The organism is Ruegeria conchae, assembly GCF_000192475.1.
Taxonomy (GTDB): domain Bacteria; phylum Pseudomonadota; class Alphaproteobacteria; order Rhodobacterales; family Rhodobacteraceae; genus Ruegeria; species Ruegeria conchae.
Genome location: NZ_AEYW01000013.1, coordinates 299,466 through 319,510 on the forward strand (window position 1 = coordinate 299,466; position 20,045 = coordinate 319,510).

The following is a 20,045-nucleotide window of genomic DNA, read 5'->3' on the forward strand; positions in this document are numbered from 1 at the left end:
TTGTACTTCAGGCTCGATCCCGTTTCATCCGCGCCTATCCAAGCGCCGAGAATACAGGTTGTTCCTGAAGACTTTCGGTGGGGAGGGTAGGGCGATGGAGATCATCCTGCATTGCGGCGCACACAGGTGCGCAACCACCAGCTTTCAAAACTATCTAAGCAGGAATGAGAACACGCTGGCTGAGCAAGGGTTGGTCTATTGGGGGCCTGAACGCACACGTGCCAACGGTTTGAATAGCCTGAACAAATTGACGCCAGATGTTTGTGACGCGCTACGCCGTGATCTGGATGCGTGTCGGCGTGCGGGTGCCAAGCAGCTATTGGTAAGTCAAGAGAACTTCGTAGGTTCTATGGAGCGTAATATTGCATTCGCCTCGCTTTATCCCAGCATGCACGAGCGTAGTCTGCTGCTCGCGAAGGCCTTTGATGAAGGGGTTGGCAAATTGGCTCTGAATATCCGGGCATTGGATATGTATTGGTCTTCCGTTTCAGCCTATAAATTCAAACGCGGAAGTGAGCCGATTGAGCCCGCCAAATGGAAACGTATCACTCAGAGCAAGCGGAGCTGGCGAAATGTGATTGCGGAGATGGGCCGCGCGTTTCCGGGCGTTCCGCTACTAGTCTTGCCCTTCGAAGATTTTGCGGGCCATCAGCGTGCACAGCTTGAGGCTTTGACCGGGCGCGCGGCACCCGAGGACAACGACGGCCTTTCACTGAATGCCGCGCCACATCCTGCCCCTCACGGCCTAAACGCAGATCAGGCGATGAAGCTGTGGTCCGATTATGCGGATGATCTGGAATGGCTTGCCTCCGGCGCAGACGGCTTGGCCGAGCTTGTCTGCCGGACAGAAAGAGATACGCGCGGGGTCATCCCCGCGGAACCCCGATTGGAACAGAGGAAATCGACATGACCGACACCAACGACTGGCAGGTGCTGGCCGAAAAAGAACTGCGCGGGCGTCCGTTGGACGATCTGACCAAGGAAACTCTTGAAGGCATCGACGTTAAGCCGCTCTATACGCAGGACGACACCGCAGACCTGCCGCATATGGGGTCACTGCCTGGCTTCGGCCCGTTTACCCGTGGGGTGAAGGCGACGATGTATGCGGGTCGTCCCTGGACCATCCGTCAGTATGCGGGGTTCTCGACCGCCGAGGAATCGAACGCCTTCTATCGTCGCAACTTGGCCGCTGGTCAGCAGGGTGTCTCGGTGGCCTTCGACCTGGCGACGCACCGGGGCTATGACAGCGACCACCCGCGCGTTGTCGGCGATGTCGGCAAGGCCGGTGTGGCCATCGACAGTGTCGAGGATATGAAGATCCTGTTCGACGGTATTCCGCTGGACAAGGTTTCGGTCTCGATGACGATGAACGGGGCCGTGATCCCGGTTCTGGCCAGTTTCATCGTTGCGGGAGAAGAGCAGGGGCATGACAAGGCCGTGCTGTCGGGCACCATCCAGAACGATATTCTGAAAGAGTTCATGGTGCGCAACACTTATATCTACCCGCCCGAGCCATCGATGAAGATCATCTCGGACATTATCGAGTTCACCTCGAACGAGATGCCCAAATTCAACTCAATCTCGATCTCGGGCTATCACATGCAAGAGGCCGGGGCGAACCTGGTGCAAGAGCTGGCCTATACGCTCGCCGATGGCCGTGAATATGTGCGTGCCGCGACTCAGTCGGGCATGGATGTGGACAAGTTTGCGGGCCGTCTGTCGTTCTTCTTTGCTATCGGCATGAACTTTTTCATGGAGATTGCGAAGCTACGCGCAGCACGCACGCTCTGGCATCGGGTAATGACCGAGTTCGGAGCGAAATCCGAACGGTCGAAAATGCTGCGAACCCACTGCCAGACATCCGGCGTATCACTGCAGGAACAGGACCCCTACAACAACGTGGTCCGCACCGCCTATGAAGCGATGAGCGCGGTACTGGGCGGCACCCAATCGCTGCACACCAACGCACTCGACGAGGCGATTGCGTTGCCCACCGATTTTTCTGCCCGCATCGCACGGAACACGCAATTGGTGCTGCAAGAAGAGACCGGTGTAACCGATGTGGTCGATCCGCTGGCGGGTTCTTACTACGTCGAAAGCCTGACCAACGAGCTGGTTGAAAAGGCTTGGGCCTTAATGGAAGAGGTCGAGGAGATGGGCGGCATGACCAAGGCGGTTGCCAGCGGTATGCCCAAGCTGCGGATCGAAGAAAGCGCAGCCCGGCGCCAAGCCATGATTGACCGGGGCGAAGAGGTCATCGTTGGTGTCAACAAGTACCGCAAGGAACAGGAAGACCCGATCGACATTTTGGACGTCGATAATGTCGCCGTACGCGAGGCGCAGGTGGCGCGTCTGGAACGCATTCGCGCCACCCGTGACGAAGCAGCATGTCAGCAGGCGTTGGACGCGCTGACCACCACTGCCCGTGAGGGTGGTAACCTGCTGGCCGCCGCCGTCGAGGCCGCCCGCGCCCGCGCATCCGTAGGAGAGATCAGCATGGCAATGGAAAAGGAATTCGGTCGCCACCGCGCTGAAGTGAAAACCCTGGCCGGTGTCTATGGCGCGGCTTATGAAGGTGATGAAGGCTTTGCCGCGATCCAGAAATCCATTGAAAAATTCGCCGAGGCCGAGGGACGTCGCCCACGTCTACTGGTGGTCAAAATGGGGCAGGATGGTCACGACCGGGGCGCCAAGGTGATTGCCACCGCCTTTGCTGATATCGGGTTTGACGTGGACGTCGGCCCTCTGTTTCAGACTCCCGCAGAAGCCGCGCAGGACGCGGTGGACAATGATGTGCATGTGATCGGGATCTCTTCGCAGGCTGCTGGGCATAAGACGTTGGCACCCCAGTTGGTTGAAGAACTGAAAAAGGCCGGGGCCGAAGACATCATCGTCATCTGTGGTGGCGTCATTCCGCAACAGGATTACCAGTTCCTCTACGATCACGGTGTAAAGGCGATCTTTGGTCCGGGAACGAACATCCCTGACGCGGCACAAGATATCTTGCGTTTGATCGGTGAAGCCAAAGCCTGAGGTGAGCCAAGATTTTTCGTACGAAAAATCTTGTGATCCGGAACCTTTGAGGAAAACATGCGGCCAGACACTTCTTGTCTGGTCGCATGTTTTTTGGGAGAGCGTCTTAATGTTATTGGACCATTTGGCTGTTGCAGGTGAAACGCTGGAAGAGGCTTCTGACCATATCGAACAGGCGTTGGGCGTTCGATTGCAGGATGGCGGCAAGCACGAGAAATTCGGGACGTATAACCGCCTGTTGGGCTTGCGAGATGGCTTGTATCTGGAGGCGATTGCGATCGATCCCGATGCGCCCAACCCGCAAAGGACGCGCTGGTTCGATCTGGATCGGTTCTCCGGATCGCCCCGCCTGACAAACTGGATTTGCCAGGTTCCCGATATCGAGGCTTCGCTGACCGCCTTTCCTGACGGTGTTGGTCAGCCCATCGATCTGAACCGAGGCGCGCTGCGTTGGCGCATGGCGGTTCCACCGAACGGGCGTCTACCGTTTGATAATATCTTTCCCGCGCTCATCCAGTGGCAGGGCGATCTGCATCCTGCGCAAATGTTGCAGGACAGCGGCTGCCAGCTGCAACGCTTGATTGTGTGCCACCCGGATGCTCTCGATCTGGCCAAGGGCTTGGGGGCGTTGGATTATGTCGTTTTTGATAGTGGTCCGGCAGCATTGCGCGCAGAAATTGAAACTCCACATGGGCTGCGCGTGCTGGAATGATCATCCGACAGGCAACGGTCGAAGACGCACCCGCGATTACCGAGATCGCAAACGCGATCATTCGTGACACGCTGGTCACTTTCACCACCGATGAACGTAGCGTGGAAAAAGTGACGGCAGAGATAGAAACCCGTGGACCGGTTTTTCTGGTCGCCGAGCGCGATGGGGTGGTCGAGGGATTTGCAACTTATAACTTATTCCGATCGGGCCCCGGATATGCGCAGTGCCGCGAGCATTCGATCCAGTTGGCGCCTGAGGCCAGAGGGCAGGGCACGGGGCGCGCATTAATGCAGGCCTTGGAGGCCATCGCCAAAACAAACAATGTGCATGTTCTGGTTGCGGGTATTTCCTCGGCCAACCCTGCAGCCGTTGCTTTCCATTCGGCAATCGGTTTCAAACAGGTGGGGCATATGCCCGAAGTGGGGTTTAAATGGGGGCAGCGCTTGGATCTTGTTCTGATGCAGAAAATACTTGCCCCGCAGTCATCTGTCGCACCTGACAGTCGCGCAAAGGCGCGCTAGGGTGCGGCCATGTCGATCTGGACCAGAATAGCTGATGCGCTTAATGCGCTTGCCAAGGGCGAAAGCCTGACCGCAGTATTTGAAAAGCTACGTACGCCCCCCGAACGTTCGGTCGCGTTTGCAATTGCCGTTGTAGCACTAGGGGCCAAGATGGCCAAGGCCGATGGTCAGGTGACACGCGATGAGGTTACAGCCTTCCGCGAAGTGTTCCAGATCGCGCCCGAAGACGAAGACGGCGCAGCCAAGGTCTTTGACATGGCCCGAACCGATGTCGCTGGATACAAAGACTACGCCCGCAAGATCGCGGGAATGTTTGCGGACGACAGCACCACGCTTTGCGATTTGATGGAAGGGCTCTTTCACATCGCTATGGCAGATGGGTTCTATCACCCAAACGAGAATGAATTTCTTGAAGAGGTCAGCCGAATTTTTGGTCAGACTGACGCTCAATTCATGGCCTTGCGTGCGCGATTTGTGCCGGACGCACCAAAAGATCCGTACACAGTGTTGGGCGTTGCGAGGAATGCGCCACTGCCCGAAATACGCAAAGTCTGGCGGCAGTTGGTGAGAGAGACTCATCCCGATGCGATGATGGCACGCGGCGTGCCCGAGGAAGCGGTGCGTCTGGCCGAGAAAAAGATGATCGATATCAACCGCGCCTGGGATGAAATAAACGGCGCTCGGGTGTGATCGGTGCGGCTGGCGACCTACAATATCGAATGGTTCGCCAATCTGTTTGATCGCGACGATAATCTGGTCGTCGACGATAGTTGGTCAGGGCGGCGTGACATAACCAAAGTGCAGCAGATCGAAGCGGTGGCCAAGGTTCTGACCGCCGTCGATGCCGATGCTGTATTGGTCGTTGAGGCCCCAAATACAGGCAAAACGCAAAATACCGTCCGCGCCCTTCAGCGGTTTGCCGAAGCATTCAATCTGCGCACGTCCCATGCAGTGATGGGGTTTGCCAATGATACGCATCAGGAACTGGCGCTGTTGTTCGATCCGGATGTCTTGAAAGCACGCCACGAGCCAGTTGGACAACTGAGTGATCTAGCCGCTCCTCGGTTCGATGGCGTGTTCCGCATTGATCTGGACATCGATGCGACCGAAGATCAGGTCGAATTCTCGAAACCGCCAATGGAACTGGCCATTGAGATGGCCAATGGATCGACCCTCCGCCTGATAGGGGCACATCTAAAATCCAAAGCCCCCCATGGTGCCGGGTCACGGGACGAAATGATCCGTCTGTCCATTGCCAATCGCCGCAAACAACTGGCGCAGGCGGTTTGGTTGGCGCGACGCGTTGAACACCACATTGACGCCAACGAGCCGGTTATCTTGCTTGGTGATCTGAATGATGGCCCGGGGCTGGATGAGTTTGAGCATCTGTTCGGGCGGTCTTCGGTCGAGATTCTATTGCAGGCAGGGCTTTATGATCCTCATGCCGCGCAAGCGCATCGCCCGCGTCCCGGATCAATACCGGCTACGGCGCGTTTTGAACGTCGGGAGGAGGGAAGGTATCTTGAAGCGCTGCTCGACTACATCATGATCAGCAAAGATCTGCGTGGTCATGACCCGGTCTGGCGCATCTGGCATCCATTTCGGGACGCCGCATGCTGGGGCACCCCCGAATTGCGCGATGCTTTGCTGGCAGCATCCGACCACTTTCCTGTGACGCTGGATATAGATCTGTAGCCTTTCAACTGCATCGGCCACCTCTTATATTTCTACCATGCGACATGTGTTGAAGATCTGCGCAACCTGCGCACTGGTGGCCTTACCCGCCCATGCTGAAGAGGACAGCAAGTCCTTGATGGAGAGAGGTGCCGAGCTTTTTCTGGAAGGTCTACGGCAGGAAATGGAGCCCACGATCGAGGATTTGCGCGGTTTCGCCGAGCAGTTCGGCCCGGCATTGCAATCATTCCTGCAGGAGATGGGGCCAGCGCTGGCTGAACTCGCCACTCAGGTTCAGGATTGGACGGCCTATGAAACGCCCGAAATGTTGCCCAACGGCGATATTATCATCCGTAAAAAGCCGGCACAGGAACGACCCGAAGAATCGGTTCCGCAAGATGACATTCCATCCGATGGGTTGACTGATATTTGATCAGCCCCTCAGGATAACCTTGGGTTCAGAATTCACCGCATTAGCCAATGAGTTGAACCGCGCTTCGGCAACTTCGTTGAACAATGGACCTGCTGATTTGGGCAAGCGCAGTTCAAGCTTTTGCTTCTTCGGATAGTAGCGCAACTTACCCATAGCCGCGTCATGCTGCATCCAAAGCATTGCGCCAAAGCGAAGTGCTTTGCCCAGTATTTCGGCCTGTTCCTGGCCGCGCTCATCCAGCAGTTCATAGAGCTTGTTAAATCGGCTACCCTCACGCTTGTTCCGATATCGGTGCTGCAAAGCGAGGCCGATAAATACTCTCTCAGAGTGTTTGATCCCGCTCATGTTGGCACGGGTCACATATTCGAAACAGGCCTCGGCCCGGTAATCCGGGTGCGCGCGCCAACTGACGTCGTGCAGCAGACAGGCGGTTTTGATCAGCCGCACCCGCTGCTCTGGCGCCGAGCGGAAAAGAGGCATGACAAAATCGAACAAGTGTTTTCCGAACCCGGGCAGGCGTGCATCTTTGGCTTCGGCAAAGCGGCTGACCTCAATCAATGGGTCGCGGTCGCGCAAGCGTTGCGGCATCTGCTCGTACAGTAATCCTTCGCGAATGCCATAGCTTGATATCGCGATGTCCTTGGGCTTGAAAGTGCGAATCAAGCGGGAAAGCACATCCATTGCATAAGGGATCAGCGCCATACGCGAACCAGATACACCAGCCTTACTGCGCAATTCATCCGCGTCATTCTGTTCGATGAATTTGATGGTCTCGCGAACTTGACTCTGAGTCATTCGGTATTCGTGCAGCACGTTCAGCGGGTAGCCTCGGCGCAGCATGTCAAGGCGTGCGAAGGCGCGCCAACTGCCGCCAACAAGAAACAGGCGATCCCGCTGGGGGCCCATCTTATCGCGCATCTCTTCCATGGTCTTCTTGATATGCTCTTTACGCGCCCGACGACCGCCTTTGATATCGCGCAGTTTAAGCGGACCCAAAGGCGAGGTCATGCGACGCCCGACCTTGCCGCCTCCGATTTCTGCCAGTTCGACTGACGAGCCTCCGATGTCACAGATCAAACCATATGCGCCGGGCCATCCCAACAATACGCCCTGCGCTGACAGGCGGGCTTCTTCTTCGCCATTGACCACATTGATGATCAATCCTGTTTCCGCTTTTACCTGTTCGCAGAATTCGCGACCATCTTTTGCTTCACGCACTGCGGCAGTGGCGACGGCGTGCAGGGTGGGTAACCCGAGGTCTTCCGCCAGATATTTGAACCGATGCAATGCAGCCAGCGCGCGTACACGTCCCAACGGGTTAAGACGCCCGGTTTCGGATAGGCCTGCCCCCAATTCGCACATGACCTTTTCGTTGTAGAAATAAGCCGGAGAGCGCGCTGCGCCATCGAAGATCACCATGCGGACCGAGTTGGACCCGATATCGACTACACCAACCCGAGACAGCGCCCGAGCCCCCGGATCTTCGAAAATGGGCTTTCCAAACAGCCCGTGATCGGGGAAATCGGTCTCGGCAGTCTGTGTCATTGTGTCCCCAGATGTTTTGGGCGCAGGATGCGGGATCACCTGGGTTGGGTCAATCGTGGGCATCAGATTGTTCGAGTTCTGTGTTCAATAGACGCACCGCCAGCGCACGGGTGATATCGCGCTTTTCATCGAGTGCAATGCGATCCAATTCGTCAACCACTTTCGCTGCAGCTTCAAAGCTGCGATCCATGTGTTTGACCAGATAGGCGATGACATCCGGGCCGGGGCTTAGCTGACGGTCAGTGAAGAGCTTTGCGAGCACTGCACCTAACAGAGCGTCATCCGGCGCTTCCAAGGCCACATGGTGCGCTCCTTCCACGCGACTTTGCAGATCGGCCAACGGCAGGCGCCATAGCTTTGGCGCGGAGCGTCCGGTCATAAGTAAGGCGTTCCCTTCGGCCAGCACCAGATTATGCAGGTGAAATAGTGTTTTTTGCTGTTCAGGATCACCTGCAATTAGGGGAACATCCTCGATTGCGACCGAGGTACGCGCGAGGTTGGGAACCTCTTCGTATCGCAAATCAATGGCCTGCACGATGCGGCCGCCTGTTTCCGCCGCCCAAACATGGGCCAAGTGGGTTTTCCCTGATCCTGCCGGGCCGCTTAGCACCAGCTTGTTTCCTGGCCATGAGGTCGCAGAGATCATCGCGACGGCCAGCGCATTGGCGGGCGAGACAAAGAAATCTTCGCGGCCCAAGGCGGTCTTGGACGGCAGATCAAAGCTGAGTTGTGTGGCCATTTACTCGTCGTCCTGTTCGAGCCCGTCAAGCCCGGTATAAAGACGGCTGTTCAGATATTGCTCAGTCGCGAAACGGGCCAATACACCCAAGGCTGCAGCAACTGGAACTGCGACCAGCATTCCGACAAAACCAAATAGTGCGCCGAACACTGACAAGGCCAGTAGCAGCCAGACGGGGTGCAAACCGACTGAGCTGCCTACCAACTTAGGGGTCAGGAAGTTGCCCTCGGTCACCTGTCCGATGGCAAATATGCCCGCGACCAGACCGATATGCGCCCAGTCCCCCCAAAACTGAAACAGAGCGAGACCAATGGCCAGAGAGCCTCCGATCAAGGCACCGAGATAAGGAATGAATGTGACCAGCCCGGCGATGAAGCCAACGATCAGGCCGAATTGCAAACCAACCAGCATCAGCGCAACTGCATAATATGTACCAAGGATCAGACAGACTGTGCCCATTCCGCGCACGAATGAGGCCAGAACAGCATCAATCTCGCCAGCCAGCCGCTTGATCGTAGGGGCGTGATCGCGGGGTAGCAGCTCTCCGATCCGGGCAATCATACGGTCCCAGTCCATCAGCAGATAGACTGCAACAACCGGTACGATGACCAGTAAAACGACAACGTTTATGGCCGATCCCAGCGAGGCCAGAACCGTCTGCAAAACATCTCCGGTTTTGGACTTCAGCGTATCACCAAAAGACACCAACATCTGGTGCGTGTTCGATTCCCGGTCCAGAAGAGCGGGGAATTGTTGTTCAATAAATGCGCGTAATTGCTTGAAAAGGCTAGGTAAAGTGTCGATCAGATCCAGTAGCTGAGTGATCAGGGCCGGAACGACCATCAAGATCATCAATACAAAGCCCAGCACTCCAACCACGGTTATGATCGCGGTCGCCGCCATTCGCGATAGACCCAGTTTTTCCAGGCGGTCCGCAACAGGATCAAGGAAATAGGCAATCGCACCACCGATCACGAAGGGTAGCAAGACATCACCCAACAGGTACAAAAGCAGCACGAAAACAACAGTGGCAATGCCCCAGTATCTAAGCTGATCCTTCACTGGCAAGGCCATGGCGCAATTCCTCGTTTGCACAGCATTGCCGTGTTCTTGGCCTATGACGCCCCGCGATGCAAGCGGTTCATGGAGCGCGATTTTTGCACCTCAATCTGTCAGTGTACCCAGTTCCGGAGTATCTCCTGTAGCCATTTCATCAGGCCAATTGGTGCGCCAAATTTCTGCTGACCAGTGGCCGCAATGCACCTCGGGGCGATCAAAGCCAGTCAGGACAGGCAGCAGCGGCGCGACCACCACATCGTGGCGCGGAACGGCGAAATACGGAAAGGAATAGCGTTCATGCCCGGATCGATTGACTACGCGATGCGGGGTCGATTTCAATCGCCCGCCTGACCATAGTTCCAGCATGTCGCCGATATTGACCACGAAGCCGCCTGGAGGGCAGTCCGGTGTGATCCAGCCTCCGGTGCGGGTCTGTACCTCAAGCCCGCCGACCGGATCGGGTGCAATTATTGTCAGCGCGTCGGTGTCTTTATGTGGATGAATTCCATAGCCACGCTCTTCCGGGGCCTGAGGCGGGTAGTGCAGCAGGGTCATGTTGGTCATCGGGTCGCGGAAGGCGTCGCGCAGAGTGTTGGGTGGGATCTCTAAGCCAACCTCTAGGGCGCCCAGCAGAAGATCGGCTACGCCATCAAGCTGTTGCCAATAATCCAGTATGACCGTACGCGCCTGCGGCACCTCTCGGGGCCAGATATTCGGGCCGTAAAGTGCGCATTCAGCCCGGATCGGGGCATCTTCGGCTGCTTCGAAATGTAGCTTGTACCCTTCGTACTTATCCGCCGCGCCCGAGCCGTCATTGGGCGTGAAGAACCCCATCGGTATGTACCCGCGATAGTTTTCGCGGGTGATGGCCTGATCCCATTTTCGGGCCTCGTCGATATCAAAGATCGCTTTTACAGTGTCGCGCACCTGATCGATGTTCTCAGGCGCAATGCCTGTCCCGGTGATCGACAGAAACCCGATACTGGTGCAGGCATCCATGATCTGCTCGACCGTTGACCGATACTGTGGTCCGGCGGGATTGGTCAGCGGGCTGATATCAATAGTTGGAATACGCTCCATTAGGTAATTCTCACGCCTTGCCGTTCCAATTCCTGATGCACAGGCGCAAGGTTCATGCTGTCGAGTTCCTGATTGCTTTTCAGCGATAAGGCCGCCGCGATCCCTGCGCCCTGACCCATCACCGCGCAGCAGGACATGTTGCGCGTCGCGGCGTGTGCGACCCGATCCGCACCATGAGATCGACCCGCAACCAACAAACCCTTGATCCCTTTGGGCAGCATTGAGCGATACGGGATCTGCATATACCGTCCGGTGGTCGGCAAGATCAGTATGCCGTAACCATCAATGAATTCAGGGTAAATACCGATGGAATCCTCGAACCGGCCCTGATGGCGGGCATCTGTTTCGGTCATGTTGTAGACTGCATCGATCTTGCGCGTATCCCGAATACCGATGGTCATGCCGAAATTGCGCAAACGTGCGTTTTCGCAGCCCGGCATGAATCGGCGGAGGGCATCAATGGCGAGCATCGCCTGACGGCGGCCTTCGATCTCACCAAATGTCAGGCTGTCGGGGTCGGTCCCGTCGATCTGATCCAAATGGATCAGGTTCATATAGGTCAGCTCTCCGGTATCGTGCATGGCACCCCAGGTGCCTGCAATCGTGTTCAGGTGAGCTGGTATCAGGCCTTCATCAATCGCCTGCTGGAAGGGTTTCTTGACGAAGGGCGAGAACATGTCATCCTCTTTGCCAGAGGTCTCGATATTCCATTCGCCACCGCCGCCCCAGTCCTTGTAGGTCTGCGGATCGGCTTTGATACCTTCCATAAAGGCCCGTTTGTCAACGCCGGCCAGATGAAACATGACCGAGGCTGCCATCATGTCCTCGCGCGGTGTCTTGTGGGTCGGGGCGCCCGCACGATGTGCGACGTCTGCATCCCCCGTTGCGTCGATGACAACCTTGGCCAAGATCGCCTCACGCCCCGCTTTGGATTCGGTGATCACGCCGGTGATGCGATCCCCATCCATGATCGGGGCGACGAATTGTCGATGCAGCATCGGAAGAACGCCAGCCTCTTCGACCAGCTTGTCGGCCACCAGCTTGAAGCCCTCGCTGTCCAGTTCATAGCTGAGCGATTGGCTTTCAGGCACGGCTGCGCCCATTTCCTTGGCGCGGGTCTCGAATTCCAGGCCGATGCCTCCGGCCTCGACGGTTTGTTCGTGGCGATACCAGGCAAAGCCTTCGACGCCGACGGCGGTGATATTGCCGCCCATGCAACCGAACCTGTCCATCAGCGAAACTTCGGCACCGGCGCGCGCTGCGGCCAGTGCCGCCGACAATCCCGCAGGGCCAGAGCCCACAACCAAAACATCTGTCTGGTGAACAACAGGGATCTGGCGAGCGGGTTCGGTGATTGTTCGCATTGTTGCCTCGCGATTGAACGTTTGCGCCAACATTGAAAAACCCGGCGTTGCGGTCAATCGAAAAACCGACAGCGGCGGGGTCGTAAAAACGCCATTGCGTGATTGCCCCCGGCGGGGCTTTGGCATAATCACCTTGCAGCGAAATTCTCACCCGTAAGGTTACGTTATGCGCCTCAGCCGTTACTTTCTGCCCGTTCTCAAGGAAACCCCCTCGGAGGCTCAGATCGTCAGCCACCGGCTGATGTTGCGGGCCGGGATGATCAAACAGGCTGCTGCCGGGATTTATTCCTGGTTGCCGTTGGGCTTTAAAGTTCTGCGCAAGCTGGAAAACATCGTGCACGAAGAGCAGACGCGGGCAGGACATATCGCGATCCAGATGCCGATTCTGCAATCAGCTGACCTGTGGCGCGAATCCGGACGTTATGATGACTACGGTCAAGAGATGCTGCGCATGCAGGACCGCCACGGTCGCGATATGCTGTACACGCCGACCGCCGAGGAATTGGTAACTGATATCTTCCGCGGCCACGTCAGCAGCTACAAGGACCTGCCGCTGACGCTCTATCAGATCCAGTGGAAGTTCCGCGACGAAATCCGCCCGCGATTTGGCGTGATGCGGGGGCGCGAGTTCTATATGAAGGACGGCTATAACTTCGATCTGACCAAAGAAGACGCGTTGCATGCCTACAACCGCCATCTGGTCAGCTATCTGCGCACCTATGAACGCATGGGCCTGCAAGCCATACCGATGCGCGCTGATTCTGGTCCCATTGGCGGCGACAATACACACGAATTCCTCGTGCTGGCTGATACCGGTGAGTCTGAAGTGTTCTATGACAGCGATGTGGTCAACCTGTCTCTTGCAAATGTGGGAAATGGGCTCGACAGTCTTAATTATGACAGCCACGAAGATATGCAGGCAATCGCCAATTTCTTCACTTCTACATATGCTCGCACTGACGAGACCCATGACCCCAAGATATTTGAGTCTCAAGTGCCCGAAGAGCGTCGCCGCGTGGCGCGCGGGATCGAGGTTGGCCAGATCTTCTACTTCGGCACCAAATATTCCGAGGCGATGGGCGCAACCGTTCAAGGCCCCGATGGCAAGCCGGTTCCGGTTCACATGGGCAGCCACGGCATCGGCGTCAGCCGACTGATCGGTGCGATCATCGAAGCCAGCCATGACGACAAGGGCATCATCTGGCCCGAAGGCGTAACTCCGTTCCATTGCGGTATCGTGAATCTGAAGCAAGGCGATGAAGAGGCGGACGCGGCGTGCGATAAACTCTACAGCGCGTTGACCGCGCTGGGGCTTGAGCCGCTGTATGATGATCGGAAAGAACGGGCAGGGGGCAAATTTGCCACCATGGACCTGATTGGTCTGCCTTGGCGCATCACTGTCGGTCCGCGCGGTCTGAAAAACGGTGTTGTCGAACTGACTTGTCGCCGAACTGGTGAAAGTGAAGAGTTGAGCCCCGAGGCCGCTGTCACCAAGATCGCAGAAATCTACGAGGGTATCGCCTGAACAAGGCGATGTACTTTCTGAGATTTAGCTCAGTTTGCTGATGTCGGGCGGGCGGTCAGGATATCGCCGTCCGCTTCACTGCCTCGAGCGACCACGATTGGGCGACCAAAGCGGCGCACGAGCTCGGCGAGTTCAAAGCCAAGAAACCGCAATCCGCAGATACGTTCGTCTGTGGCGCGATCTGAGATGCACAGCCGCCCCTGCCGGAAAGCAAGGCGATAGCCTTTATCTCGTAAAATGTCAGTCAAACCGGCCCAGCTAGCGGCACTTATAAAAATTGGCCTGATTGCTGCGCGCAACAATGCGGCGCTTTCACAATCCATTTCTGTTGCTGCCGAACGGGCTAATATTGGGCCCGTGCCTTCCATATGTTCTTGAATACCCATGAGCGTACCTCCGCCCCTAAACTCTTAAAATGTGTCCCCCGCACAAAAAGGGTGACAAAATTTCCCACACTTATCAATTTGTGAAACAATATTTCGCGCCCAAATGTTGCGATTGTGACTCAGTCAGGTGCGGATATCTCACATTGACTTCATACCTGAAACAATAAGCCTTTGTCTGTGAAGAGGTTCACAACCTTTGGTGTATTGAAATGGGAGGTGATTCTCGCTTTAACGGTGAAGCACTGCCCTAAGGGTGAAATGATTCGTTTCAGACTGTTCTTTTCATGCCCGCGTCGGCTGCAGAAGCGCCAATTGGACATCCGCGCGATAACCGGCTTGACCATCTGACCAAATGTCGAGAGGGTCGCGAAAAATCTGAACCCGAGGCAGGAATGGCCAAAACACCACCGCCCTTCGCTCTTTTTGAATGGAAGATTGCCTGGCGTTATCTGCGTGCCCGCCGTGCGGATGGCGGCGTCAGTGTGATGACTTGGATCTCGCTGATCGGGATCACGCTAGCCGTGTTCGCATTGATCGCCACGTTGGCGGTCAGGTCTGGTTTTCGCTCCGAATTCGTGGGCACCATTCTGGGGGCCAACGCCCATGTCACCGTTTATTCCGCCGGAGAGATTGATGCACAGGGGCGGCTGGATCGCACCATCAGCGATTTCGATGGTATGGCCGAGCGGATCGCGCAGGTGCCCGGGGTTGAGCGCGCCGCCCCGCTGGTTAAAGGGCAGGTGTTGATCACCAATGCCGACCGCAGCTCTGGTGTGCAGGTCTTTGGCATGCGTCCTGACGATCTTGCTGATCTGTCGGGTATTGCAGAGAGCGAAGAAGCCTACGGCGATCTGTCCAGGTTCCCGGATGGCATCGCCATCGGCTCTGGCGTGGCGCGTGCGATCGGGGCGACTGTTGGAGATCGGGTGAAGCTGACTTCGCCCAATGGTGTGAAAACCGCCTTTGGTACGTCGCCGCGCGTGAATGCTTATGAAGTGGTCTATGTCTTTTCGGCCGGGCGTTTTGACATCGATCGTACCCGAGTCTACATGCCCTTCACCGAGGCGCAGAGCTTCTTCAACCGTGAAGGAGTGGCGGATGAGATCGAGGTGATGGTCGATCGCCCCGAAGAGCTGACCCCGATCCTGGTCCCGATTATCGAGGCAGCTGGAGAGCGTAGTCAGATATGGACTTGGCAGGATGCTTCAGGCGGTTTTTTGCGGGCATTGGAAGTCGAAGACAACGTTATGTTCATCATCCTTTCGATCCTCGTGTTGATCGCGGCGATGAATATCGTTTCGGGTTTGATCATGCTGGTGAAGAACAAGGGTCGCGACATCGGTATCTTGCGCACCATTGGCCTTAGCGAAGGGTCAGTGCTTAGGGTGTTCTTCATCTGCGGAGCGTTCACGGGCATCATCGGGACCGCAATGGGCGTCATTCTGGGCTGCCTCTTCGCCATCTATATCGACCCGATATTCTCGTTCGTGAACTACGTCATGGGTGGCGGCGTCTGGGATCCTTCCATTCGAGGTATCTATGCCTTGCCTGCCGAATTGCACTTGTCGGATGTCTTGAAAGCCATCGGTCTTTCGCTAGGCCTGTCCTTCCTTGTTACCTATTTCCCGGCCCGCCGCGCGGCGCGGCTGAACCCGGTTGAGGCGCTGCGCTATGAATGATGTGACGTTAAGGCTCAGCGGTCTGAGCAAGACATATCTTCCAGGCACGCCAGGTGAGATTCAGGTGTTGCGAGGTGCCGATCTGGAGTTGCGTGCCGGGGAGGCGGTCGCGCTGGTGGCGCCATCAGGCGCAGGGAAGTCGACTTTGCTGCACATCGCAGGTCTTCTGGATACGCCCGATACCGGCGAGGTTGAAATCGCTGGTCAGGGGGCAATGGGCAAAGGGGATCGCACACGCACAGCGATCCGGCGGCGTGATGTGGGATTCGTCTATCAGTTTCACCACCTGCTTCCCGAATTCACGGCACTGGAAAATATCATTCTGCCGCAACTTGCGAATGGCACATCCGAAAAAGCGGCGCAGGTACGAGCGATGCAGTTGCTCGATCGTGTTGGCGTTTCGGCCCGCGCGGAACACCGGCCAGCCGCATTGTCGGGCGGAGAACAACAGCGCGTGGCTTTTTGCAGGGCATTGGCCAACAAGCCCCGTGTTCTGCTAGCGGATGAGCCGACCGGCAATCTGGACCCCGAAACCTCGGATCAGGTCTTTGCAGCCCTTATGGCGCTGGTGCGGGACGAAGGGCTATCGGCGCTGATCGCCACGCACAACCTCGATCTGGCGGCGCGGATGGACCGGATGTTGCGGCTGGAAGGCGGTGTGCTCAGGCCAGCTGAGTGATTGCGACACCGATCGCCATTACCGCAATACCTCCCGCCCGCATCAATGTCAGCGGTGTGACCTGAGCACCGAACAGGCCAAAATGGTCAATCGCAGCTGTGCTGATCAACTGGCCCAGAAGTACGAAAAACACGGCATTCCCCACTCCGAAATGTGGGGCCACGTGGGTAATTGATAGCACGTAAAACGCGATCAGCACGCCGCCCAACAGTAAGTGACGCGGGGCTTGTGCAATTTTGGCAAAAGCCTCACTTCCTCCGAGGATCAAAAGCGCCAGAGCCGAGGACACAAAGGCAATCGCGAACAGAATCACGGCCGCAGCGGTCGGCGATCCGATCAGTCGGCCCAAGGCTGCATTTAGGGCGGCAAGGATGGGAACGCCGATCCCGGCGGCCAGCATTATTGCTGCGTATTGTGTCATGACCCTGTATCCCTGCGCTCGTTTCGTTGATCTGGATCATTGCGCCAGTGTGGCCGTCGGGCAAGTCTGGAATTGTCAGGCAGAAGGGAGAAAAGCGATGGTCCGATCAATACTTGGCTTAGTCTCGCTGTCGGTACTCACTGCGATTTCGTCGCCCGTTTTCGCACAGGATGCCGAGGCTGGGGCCGAGCTGTATCAGCATTACTGCGCGACCTGTCATGGGTTGGACGCAACCGGGCATGGCCCGATGGCTGGGGTGCTGGTGATCCAACCAACGAACCTGAAAGCGCTGCTGGATGTTGATGGAGAATTTCCGACCGCGCGCGTGGTCGCCCGGATTGATGGACGCGATCCGTTGGTCAGCCATGGAAGCCCGATGCCGGTATATGGGCCTTATTTCGAAGGGAATGACACCGCAATCAAGACGCCCGAGGGGCAGCCGATTCTGACCAGCAAGCCGATTGTGGATCTGGTGGCATTCCTGAAAACTCTACAGGAGGGCTAGAAGGCTCAACGGCAGATACCTTGCACTTTCACGCCCGACCAAGGCAGCAACACAGCGCTTTCGCGCTTATTTCCGGGGAGTTTTGAGACATCGAAATTTACGCTTAACATATCGTGCAGGCGTTTGGTTCGGGGTGCTTCGGGGTCGAGTGCGCGGCAGCAGACATATTCTTCGACAATCGCGCCTTGTTGTTCAAACCCATAGGCAAGAAAATCAGGCGAGGTATCCAGATCGAACAGATACGGATCATTCTGGCGCCCGTGCTCAGCCGCTGCGCGCAGCGGGTGATAGCCAGTCGTCTTGCGATTCTGCCATTGCCAGACATGGGTCAGTTCATGCGCCAGCAGCATAGCCGCGATCAGGTTCATCTGTTCAGGGTATTGGCTCATGTAGTCGTCCAGATACCAGTCTTTCGTAAAGTACACGTGATTAAACAGGGCGACACCCGCCGGTTTTCCTGTCACGGTTTCCTCTTTGATGGGTGGTAATATACGCTCTCGACAAGCGACCCGAGGGCGGGCTTTCCGGGTAAAAGTTACTGCGGCAACCGGTGCGCCCTCGACCAAGCGCACGCGGTCAAGGTTCAGCGTTTCGCCATGAATTTTGCCAGCGAAGGAGCGCTCCTGATCGGTCAGGGGGCGGCCACAGGAAGCAAACAGAAACAGAGCTGAAATCATCAGGGTGCGGAGCATATCAACAAGCCTAATGTGGAAGCTTGGCTCTGCAAGCCGTTTTCAAAGGCTCATCGCCAAAACCCGGCTTATTTCTGTAAGCGAACGCCCGGATTGTTCCATCCAAGTGTTGAAAGCGGTTTGCACCGCAGCCATGGCTTTTTGGGAAGTCGCGGGTTTGTCGATGATGCCCTCGGCAACCAAACGAGCCGTCACGTCGCGTGACAGAATAAAACTATCCCGGCCAGCAAATCGCATGGCGTATTGGGCTGATGCACCGCCGAGTCGCGATCCGCGATTGGCCAGCATTTGCAGCAATCCGACGTATTCCTGTGACGGCCAACCGCCCAAAGTTTGACCAACGCCACCCTCGGAGCGGAGTTCCAGAAGAAAGGCCGCATTGTCCCGAACGGCAGCGATTTTAGCGCCGTTTCGTACGATGCGAGTATCTTGGAGCAGGGCGTCGAACTTTTCATCATCCATGAATGCACAACGACCGAGGTCGAAGCCGTCAAAGGCTGTTTCAAACCCGTCCCACTTTGCCTCGATCACTTTCCAGTTAAACCCGGCCTTAAAAATCGTTTTCGTGATTATCGATAACCAACGGTCATCAGCCATCTCCGCCAGTTCATTTAGGGGGGTTGGTTTGGTTAGCTTGTTTTCCAGCGCTTCGGGTCCACTATGGCGGTCTGCTGCCAGCTCATAGATTTCATCAAAGTGACGCATCTTAGGCCCTCCGTTGCGCAAATGCTGATACATCCTGTTCGTTTGGCAAGTAAAAACCAGTACGCAATCCGAAAAACCGGGATGTTTTTATTGACTAGTCAATCAAGTTCTTTCACTTTGTGGTATGAAGGGTGCTGCGTATGGGGAACACCGGTCGGAAGGGGGCCGGAGCGATAGTTAGAATTGGCGGGGGCGGATGATCTGGTTAAAAACAACAACTGCCTGTTCAATTTCGACCAGAATTGTGCATGTTTCGATCGCACCGTGAACGAGGAAATACTGGATGGGCTGTTAAAAGCTCAAAAACGGCAAATGAAAAAGACAGGGAGTCAAAACAATGAAAAAGCTTAGCGTAAGCGTGTTAGCTATCTTGGTCGCCAGTTCAGCCCATGCGGCAGACATGGGCGCCGTGGACGAACCGATCAAGCTGGCAATCAATGAATGGACTGGTCAGCACGTTACCACCCATGTTGCAGGCGAGATGCTGAAGGCTGCAGGTTATAACGTGGAATATGTGACCGCCGGTATGATGAACCAGTTCCAGGCACTGGCTGATGGCGACATCGATGCGACGCTGGAAATCTGGTCCTCTAACGTGTCAGACGAGTATGCCAAGAAGATCGATGAAGGCACGGTGGTCGAAATCGGAGATCTGGGCCTCGATGCGAAAGAAGGTATTGCCTATCCCGCGCACGTTGCCGAGCTTTGCCCGGGCCTGCCTGCGTGGGAGGCGTTGAAAGACTGCGCGCAGGTCTTCGCCACTGCCGAAACACTGCCTGGTGGTCGCCTTGTCGACTATCCTGCGGATTGGGGCACACCTGGCGCGGACCGCATGACCGGTCTTGAACTGCCGTTCAAAGCGGTTCCTGCTGGTTCCGAAGGTGCTCTGATCGCGGAATTGCGCGCCTCGACCGAGCGCAAGTCGCCGCTGCTGATCACTTTCTGGCAGCCGCACTGGGCGATGTCGGCCTATGATGTGCAGTTTGTTGAACTGCCTGCGGGCGAAGAGGCGTGCTTTAACGATCCGTCCTGGGGCCCGAACCCAAATGCGGTGAACGATTGCGACTTCTCACCGTCCCGTATCTTCAAGGCCGGTTGGAGCGGCATGGAAGAGAAGTGGCCTGCAGCCTATGAAATCCTGACTAACTATCAACTGGCGGTCGAAGACCAGCAGCCAATGATGGGTGCGATCGACGTAGATGGCGGTGCAGTCGAAGAGGTGGTCGCTGCATGGATGGCCGAGAACGAAGGCAAGTGGCGTCCTGTGGTTGACGCGGCAACCAAGTGAGCCCG

21 protein-coding genes are annotated in these 20,045 nt (G+C 56.5%); 12 read left to right on the plus strand and 9 right to left on the minus strand.

Annotated features, from left to right (window positions below; all coding sequences use genetic code 11):
- The first annotated feature begins 94 nt into the window (after positions 1-94).
- The 7 genes from G7G_RS0113365 (at position 95) to G7G_RS0113395 (ending at position 6,373) form a co-directional block, all read left to right on the plus strand.
- Positions 95-910 (plus strand): hypothetical protein, encoded by an 816-nt coding sequence (locus G7G_RS0113365; RefSeq protein ID WP_010441941.1) that lies wholly within the window; start codon positions 95-97, stop codon positions 908-910.
- On the plus strand, positions 907-3,033 hold the full coding sequence (gene scpA / locus G7G_RS0113370; protein ID WP_010441942.1) for a methylmalonyl-CoA mutase: 2,127 nt from the start codon (positions 907-909) through the stop codon (positions 3,031-3,033). Before G7G_RS0113365 ends, scpA begins: the two co-directional genes overlap by 4 nt.
- A gap of 109 nt (positions 3,034-3,142) precedes the next feature.
- Positions 3,143-3,745: a VOC family protein gene (locus tag G7G_RS0113375; RefSeq protein ID WP_010441943.1), complete on the plus strand. Its 603-nt coding sequence runs from the start codon at positions 3,143-3,145 to the stop codon at positions 3,743-3,745.
- Entirely contained in the window at positions 3,742-4,266 is a 525-nt protein-coding gene (locus G7G_RS0113380; protein WP_010441944.1) for a GNAT family N-acetyltransferase, read from the plus strand. The genes G7G_RS0113375 and G7G_RS0113380 overlap by 4 nt, the downstream gene beginning before the upstream one ends.
- A 9-nt stretch (positions 4,267-4,275) precedes the next feature.
- Complete coding sequence (locus tag G7G_RS0113385) at positions 4,276-4,956, plus strand: molecular chaperone DjiA (RefSeq protein WP_010441945.1); 681 nt, start codon at positions 4,276-4,278, stop codon at positions 4,954-4,956.
- A gap of 3 nt (positions 4,957-4,959) precedes the next feature.
- Positions 4,960-5,961: an endonuclease/exonuclease/phosphatase family protein gene (locus G7G_RS0113390; RefSeq protein ID WP_010441946.1), complete on the plus strand. Its 1,002-nt coding sequence runs from the start codon at positions 4,960-4,962 to the stop codon at positions 5,959-5,961.
- Between the two features lie 37 nt (positions 5,962-5,998).
- Positions 5,999-6,373, plus strand: a complete 375-nt coding sequence (locus tag G7G_RS0113395; RefSeq protein ID WP_029621992.1) for a hypothetical protein — start codon at positions 5,999-6,001, stop codon at positions 6,371-6,373.
- Here the strand turns inward: G7G_RS0113395 and G7G_RS0113400 are convergent, their stop codons facing one another.
- The 5 genes from G7G_RS0113400 to G7G_RS0113420 all read right to left on the minus strand — a co-directional run bounded on the left by G7G_RS0113400 (position 6,374) and on the right by G7G_RS0113420 (position 12,193).
- Positions 6,374-7,918: a Ppx/GppA family phosphatase gene (locus G7G_RS0113400; protein WP_029621993.1), complete on the minus strand. Its 1,545-nt coding sequence runs from the start codon at positions 7,916-7,918 to the stop codon at positions 6,374-6,376.
- 49 nt (positions 7,919-7,967) lie between these two features.
- Complete coding sequence (locus G7G_RS0113405; RefSeq protein WP_010441949.1) at positions 7,968-8,657, minus strand: P-loop NTPase family protein; 690 nt, start codon at positions 8,655-8,657, stop codon at positions 7,968-7,970.
- Positions 8,658-9,731 (minus strand): AI-2E family transporter, encoded by a 1,074-nt coding sequence (locus G7G_RS0113410; protein ID WP_010441950.1) that lies wholly within the window; start codon positions 9,729-9,731, stop codon positions 8,658-8,660.
- Between the two features lie 90 nt (positions 9,732-9,821).
- Positions 9,822-10,796 (minus strand): isopenicillin N synthase family dioxygenase, encoded by a 975-nt coding sequence (locus G7G_RS0113415; RefSeq protein WP_010441951.1) that lies wholly within the window; start codon positions 10,794-10,796, stop codon positions 9,822-9,824.
- Entirely contained in the window at positions 10,796-12,193 is a 1,398-nt protein-coding gene (locus G7G_RS0113420; protein WP_120981161.1) for an FAD-dependent oxidoreductase, read from the minus strand. Before G7G_RS0113420 ends, G7G_RS0113415 begins: the two co-directional genes overlap by 1 nt.
- Positions 12,194-12,326: 133 nt before the next feature.
- Here G7G_RS0113420 and proS point away from each other — a divergent pair, with 133 nt between their 5' ends.
- Complete coding sequence (proS, locus tag G7G_RS0113425) at positions 12,327-13,685, plus strand: proline--tRNA ligase (RefSeq protein ID WP_010441953.1); 1,359 nt, start codon at positions 12,327-12,329, stop codon at positions 13,683-13,685.
- A gap of 29 nt (positions 13,686-13,714) precedes the next feature.
- Here the strand turns inward: proS and G7G_RS0113430 are convergent, their stop codons facing one another.
- Positions 13,715-14,071, minus strand: coding sequence for a hypothetical protein (locus G7G_RS0113430; RefSeq protein ID WP_010441954.1), 357 nt, complete (start codon positions 14,069-14,071; stop codon positions 13,715-13,717).
- Between the two features lie 392 nt (positions 14,072-14,463).
- Here G7G_RS0113430 and G7G_RS0113435 point away from each other — a divergent pair, with 392 nt between their 5' ends.
- Entirely contained in the window at positions 14,464-15,750 is a 1,287-nt protein-coding gene (locus G7G_RS0113435; protein ID WP_010441955.1) for a lipoprotein-releasing ABC transporter permease subunit, read from the plus strand.
- On the plus strand, positions 15,743-16,429 hold the full coding sequence (locus G7G_RS0113440; RefSeq protein ID WP_010441956.1) for an ABC transporter ATP-binding protein: 687 nt from the start codon (positions 15,743-15,745) through the stop codon (positions 16,427-16,429). Before G7G_RS0113435 ends, G7G_RS0113440 begins: the two co-directional genes overlap by 8 nt.
- Here the strand turns inward: G7G_RS0113440 and G7G_RS0113445 are convergent.
- Complete coding sequence (locus tag G7G_RS0113445) at positions 16,413-16,850, minus strand: DMT family transporter (RefSeq protein WP_010441957.1); 438 nt, start codon at positions 16,848-16,850, stop codon at positions 16,413-16,415. The two genes, G7G_RS0113440 and G7G_RS0113445, sit on opposite strands and share 17 nt — an antisense overlap.
- A 97-nt stretch (positions 16,851-16,947) precedes the next feature.
- Here G7G_RS0113445 and G7G_RS0113450 point away from each other — a divergent pair, with 97 nt between their 5' ends.
- Positions 16,948-17,355, plus strand: coding sequence for a cytochrome c (locus G7G_RS0113450; protein WP_010441958.1), 408 nt, complete (start codon positions 16,948-16,950; stop codon positions 17,353-17,355).
- Between the two features lie 5 nt (positions 17,356-17,360).
- Here G7G_RS0113450 and G7G_RS0113455 read toward each other — a convergent pair whose 3' ends face one another.
- Positions 17,361-18,047, minus strand: a complete 687-nt coding sequence (locus G7G_RS0113455; RefSeq protein ID WP_010441959.1) for a hypothetical protein — start codon at positions 18,045-18,047, stop codon at positions 17,361-17,363.
- A 42-nt stretch (positions 18,048-18,089) separates the two neighbouring features.
- Positions 18,090-18,752 carry a DNA-3-methyladenine glycosylase I gene (locus tag G7G_RS0113460; protein ID WP_010441960.1) on the minus strand — a complete coding sequence of 221 codons (663 nt, stop codon included), beginning with the start codon at positions 18,750-18,752 and terminating at the stop codon, positions 18,090-18,092.
- Positions 18,753-19,089: 337 nt separating this feature from the next.
- On the opposite strand from G7G_RS0113460, the gene G7G_RS0113470 reads away from it, so the two are divergent.
- Entirely contained in the window at positions 19,090-20,040 is a 951-nt protein-coding gene (locus G7G_RS0113470; protein WP_010441962.1) for an ABC transporter substrate-binding protein, read from the plus strand.
- Positions 20,041-20,045 lie beyond the last annotated feature (5 nt).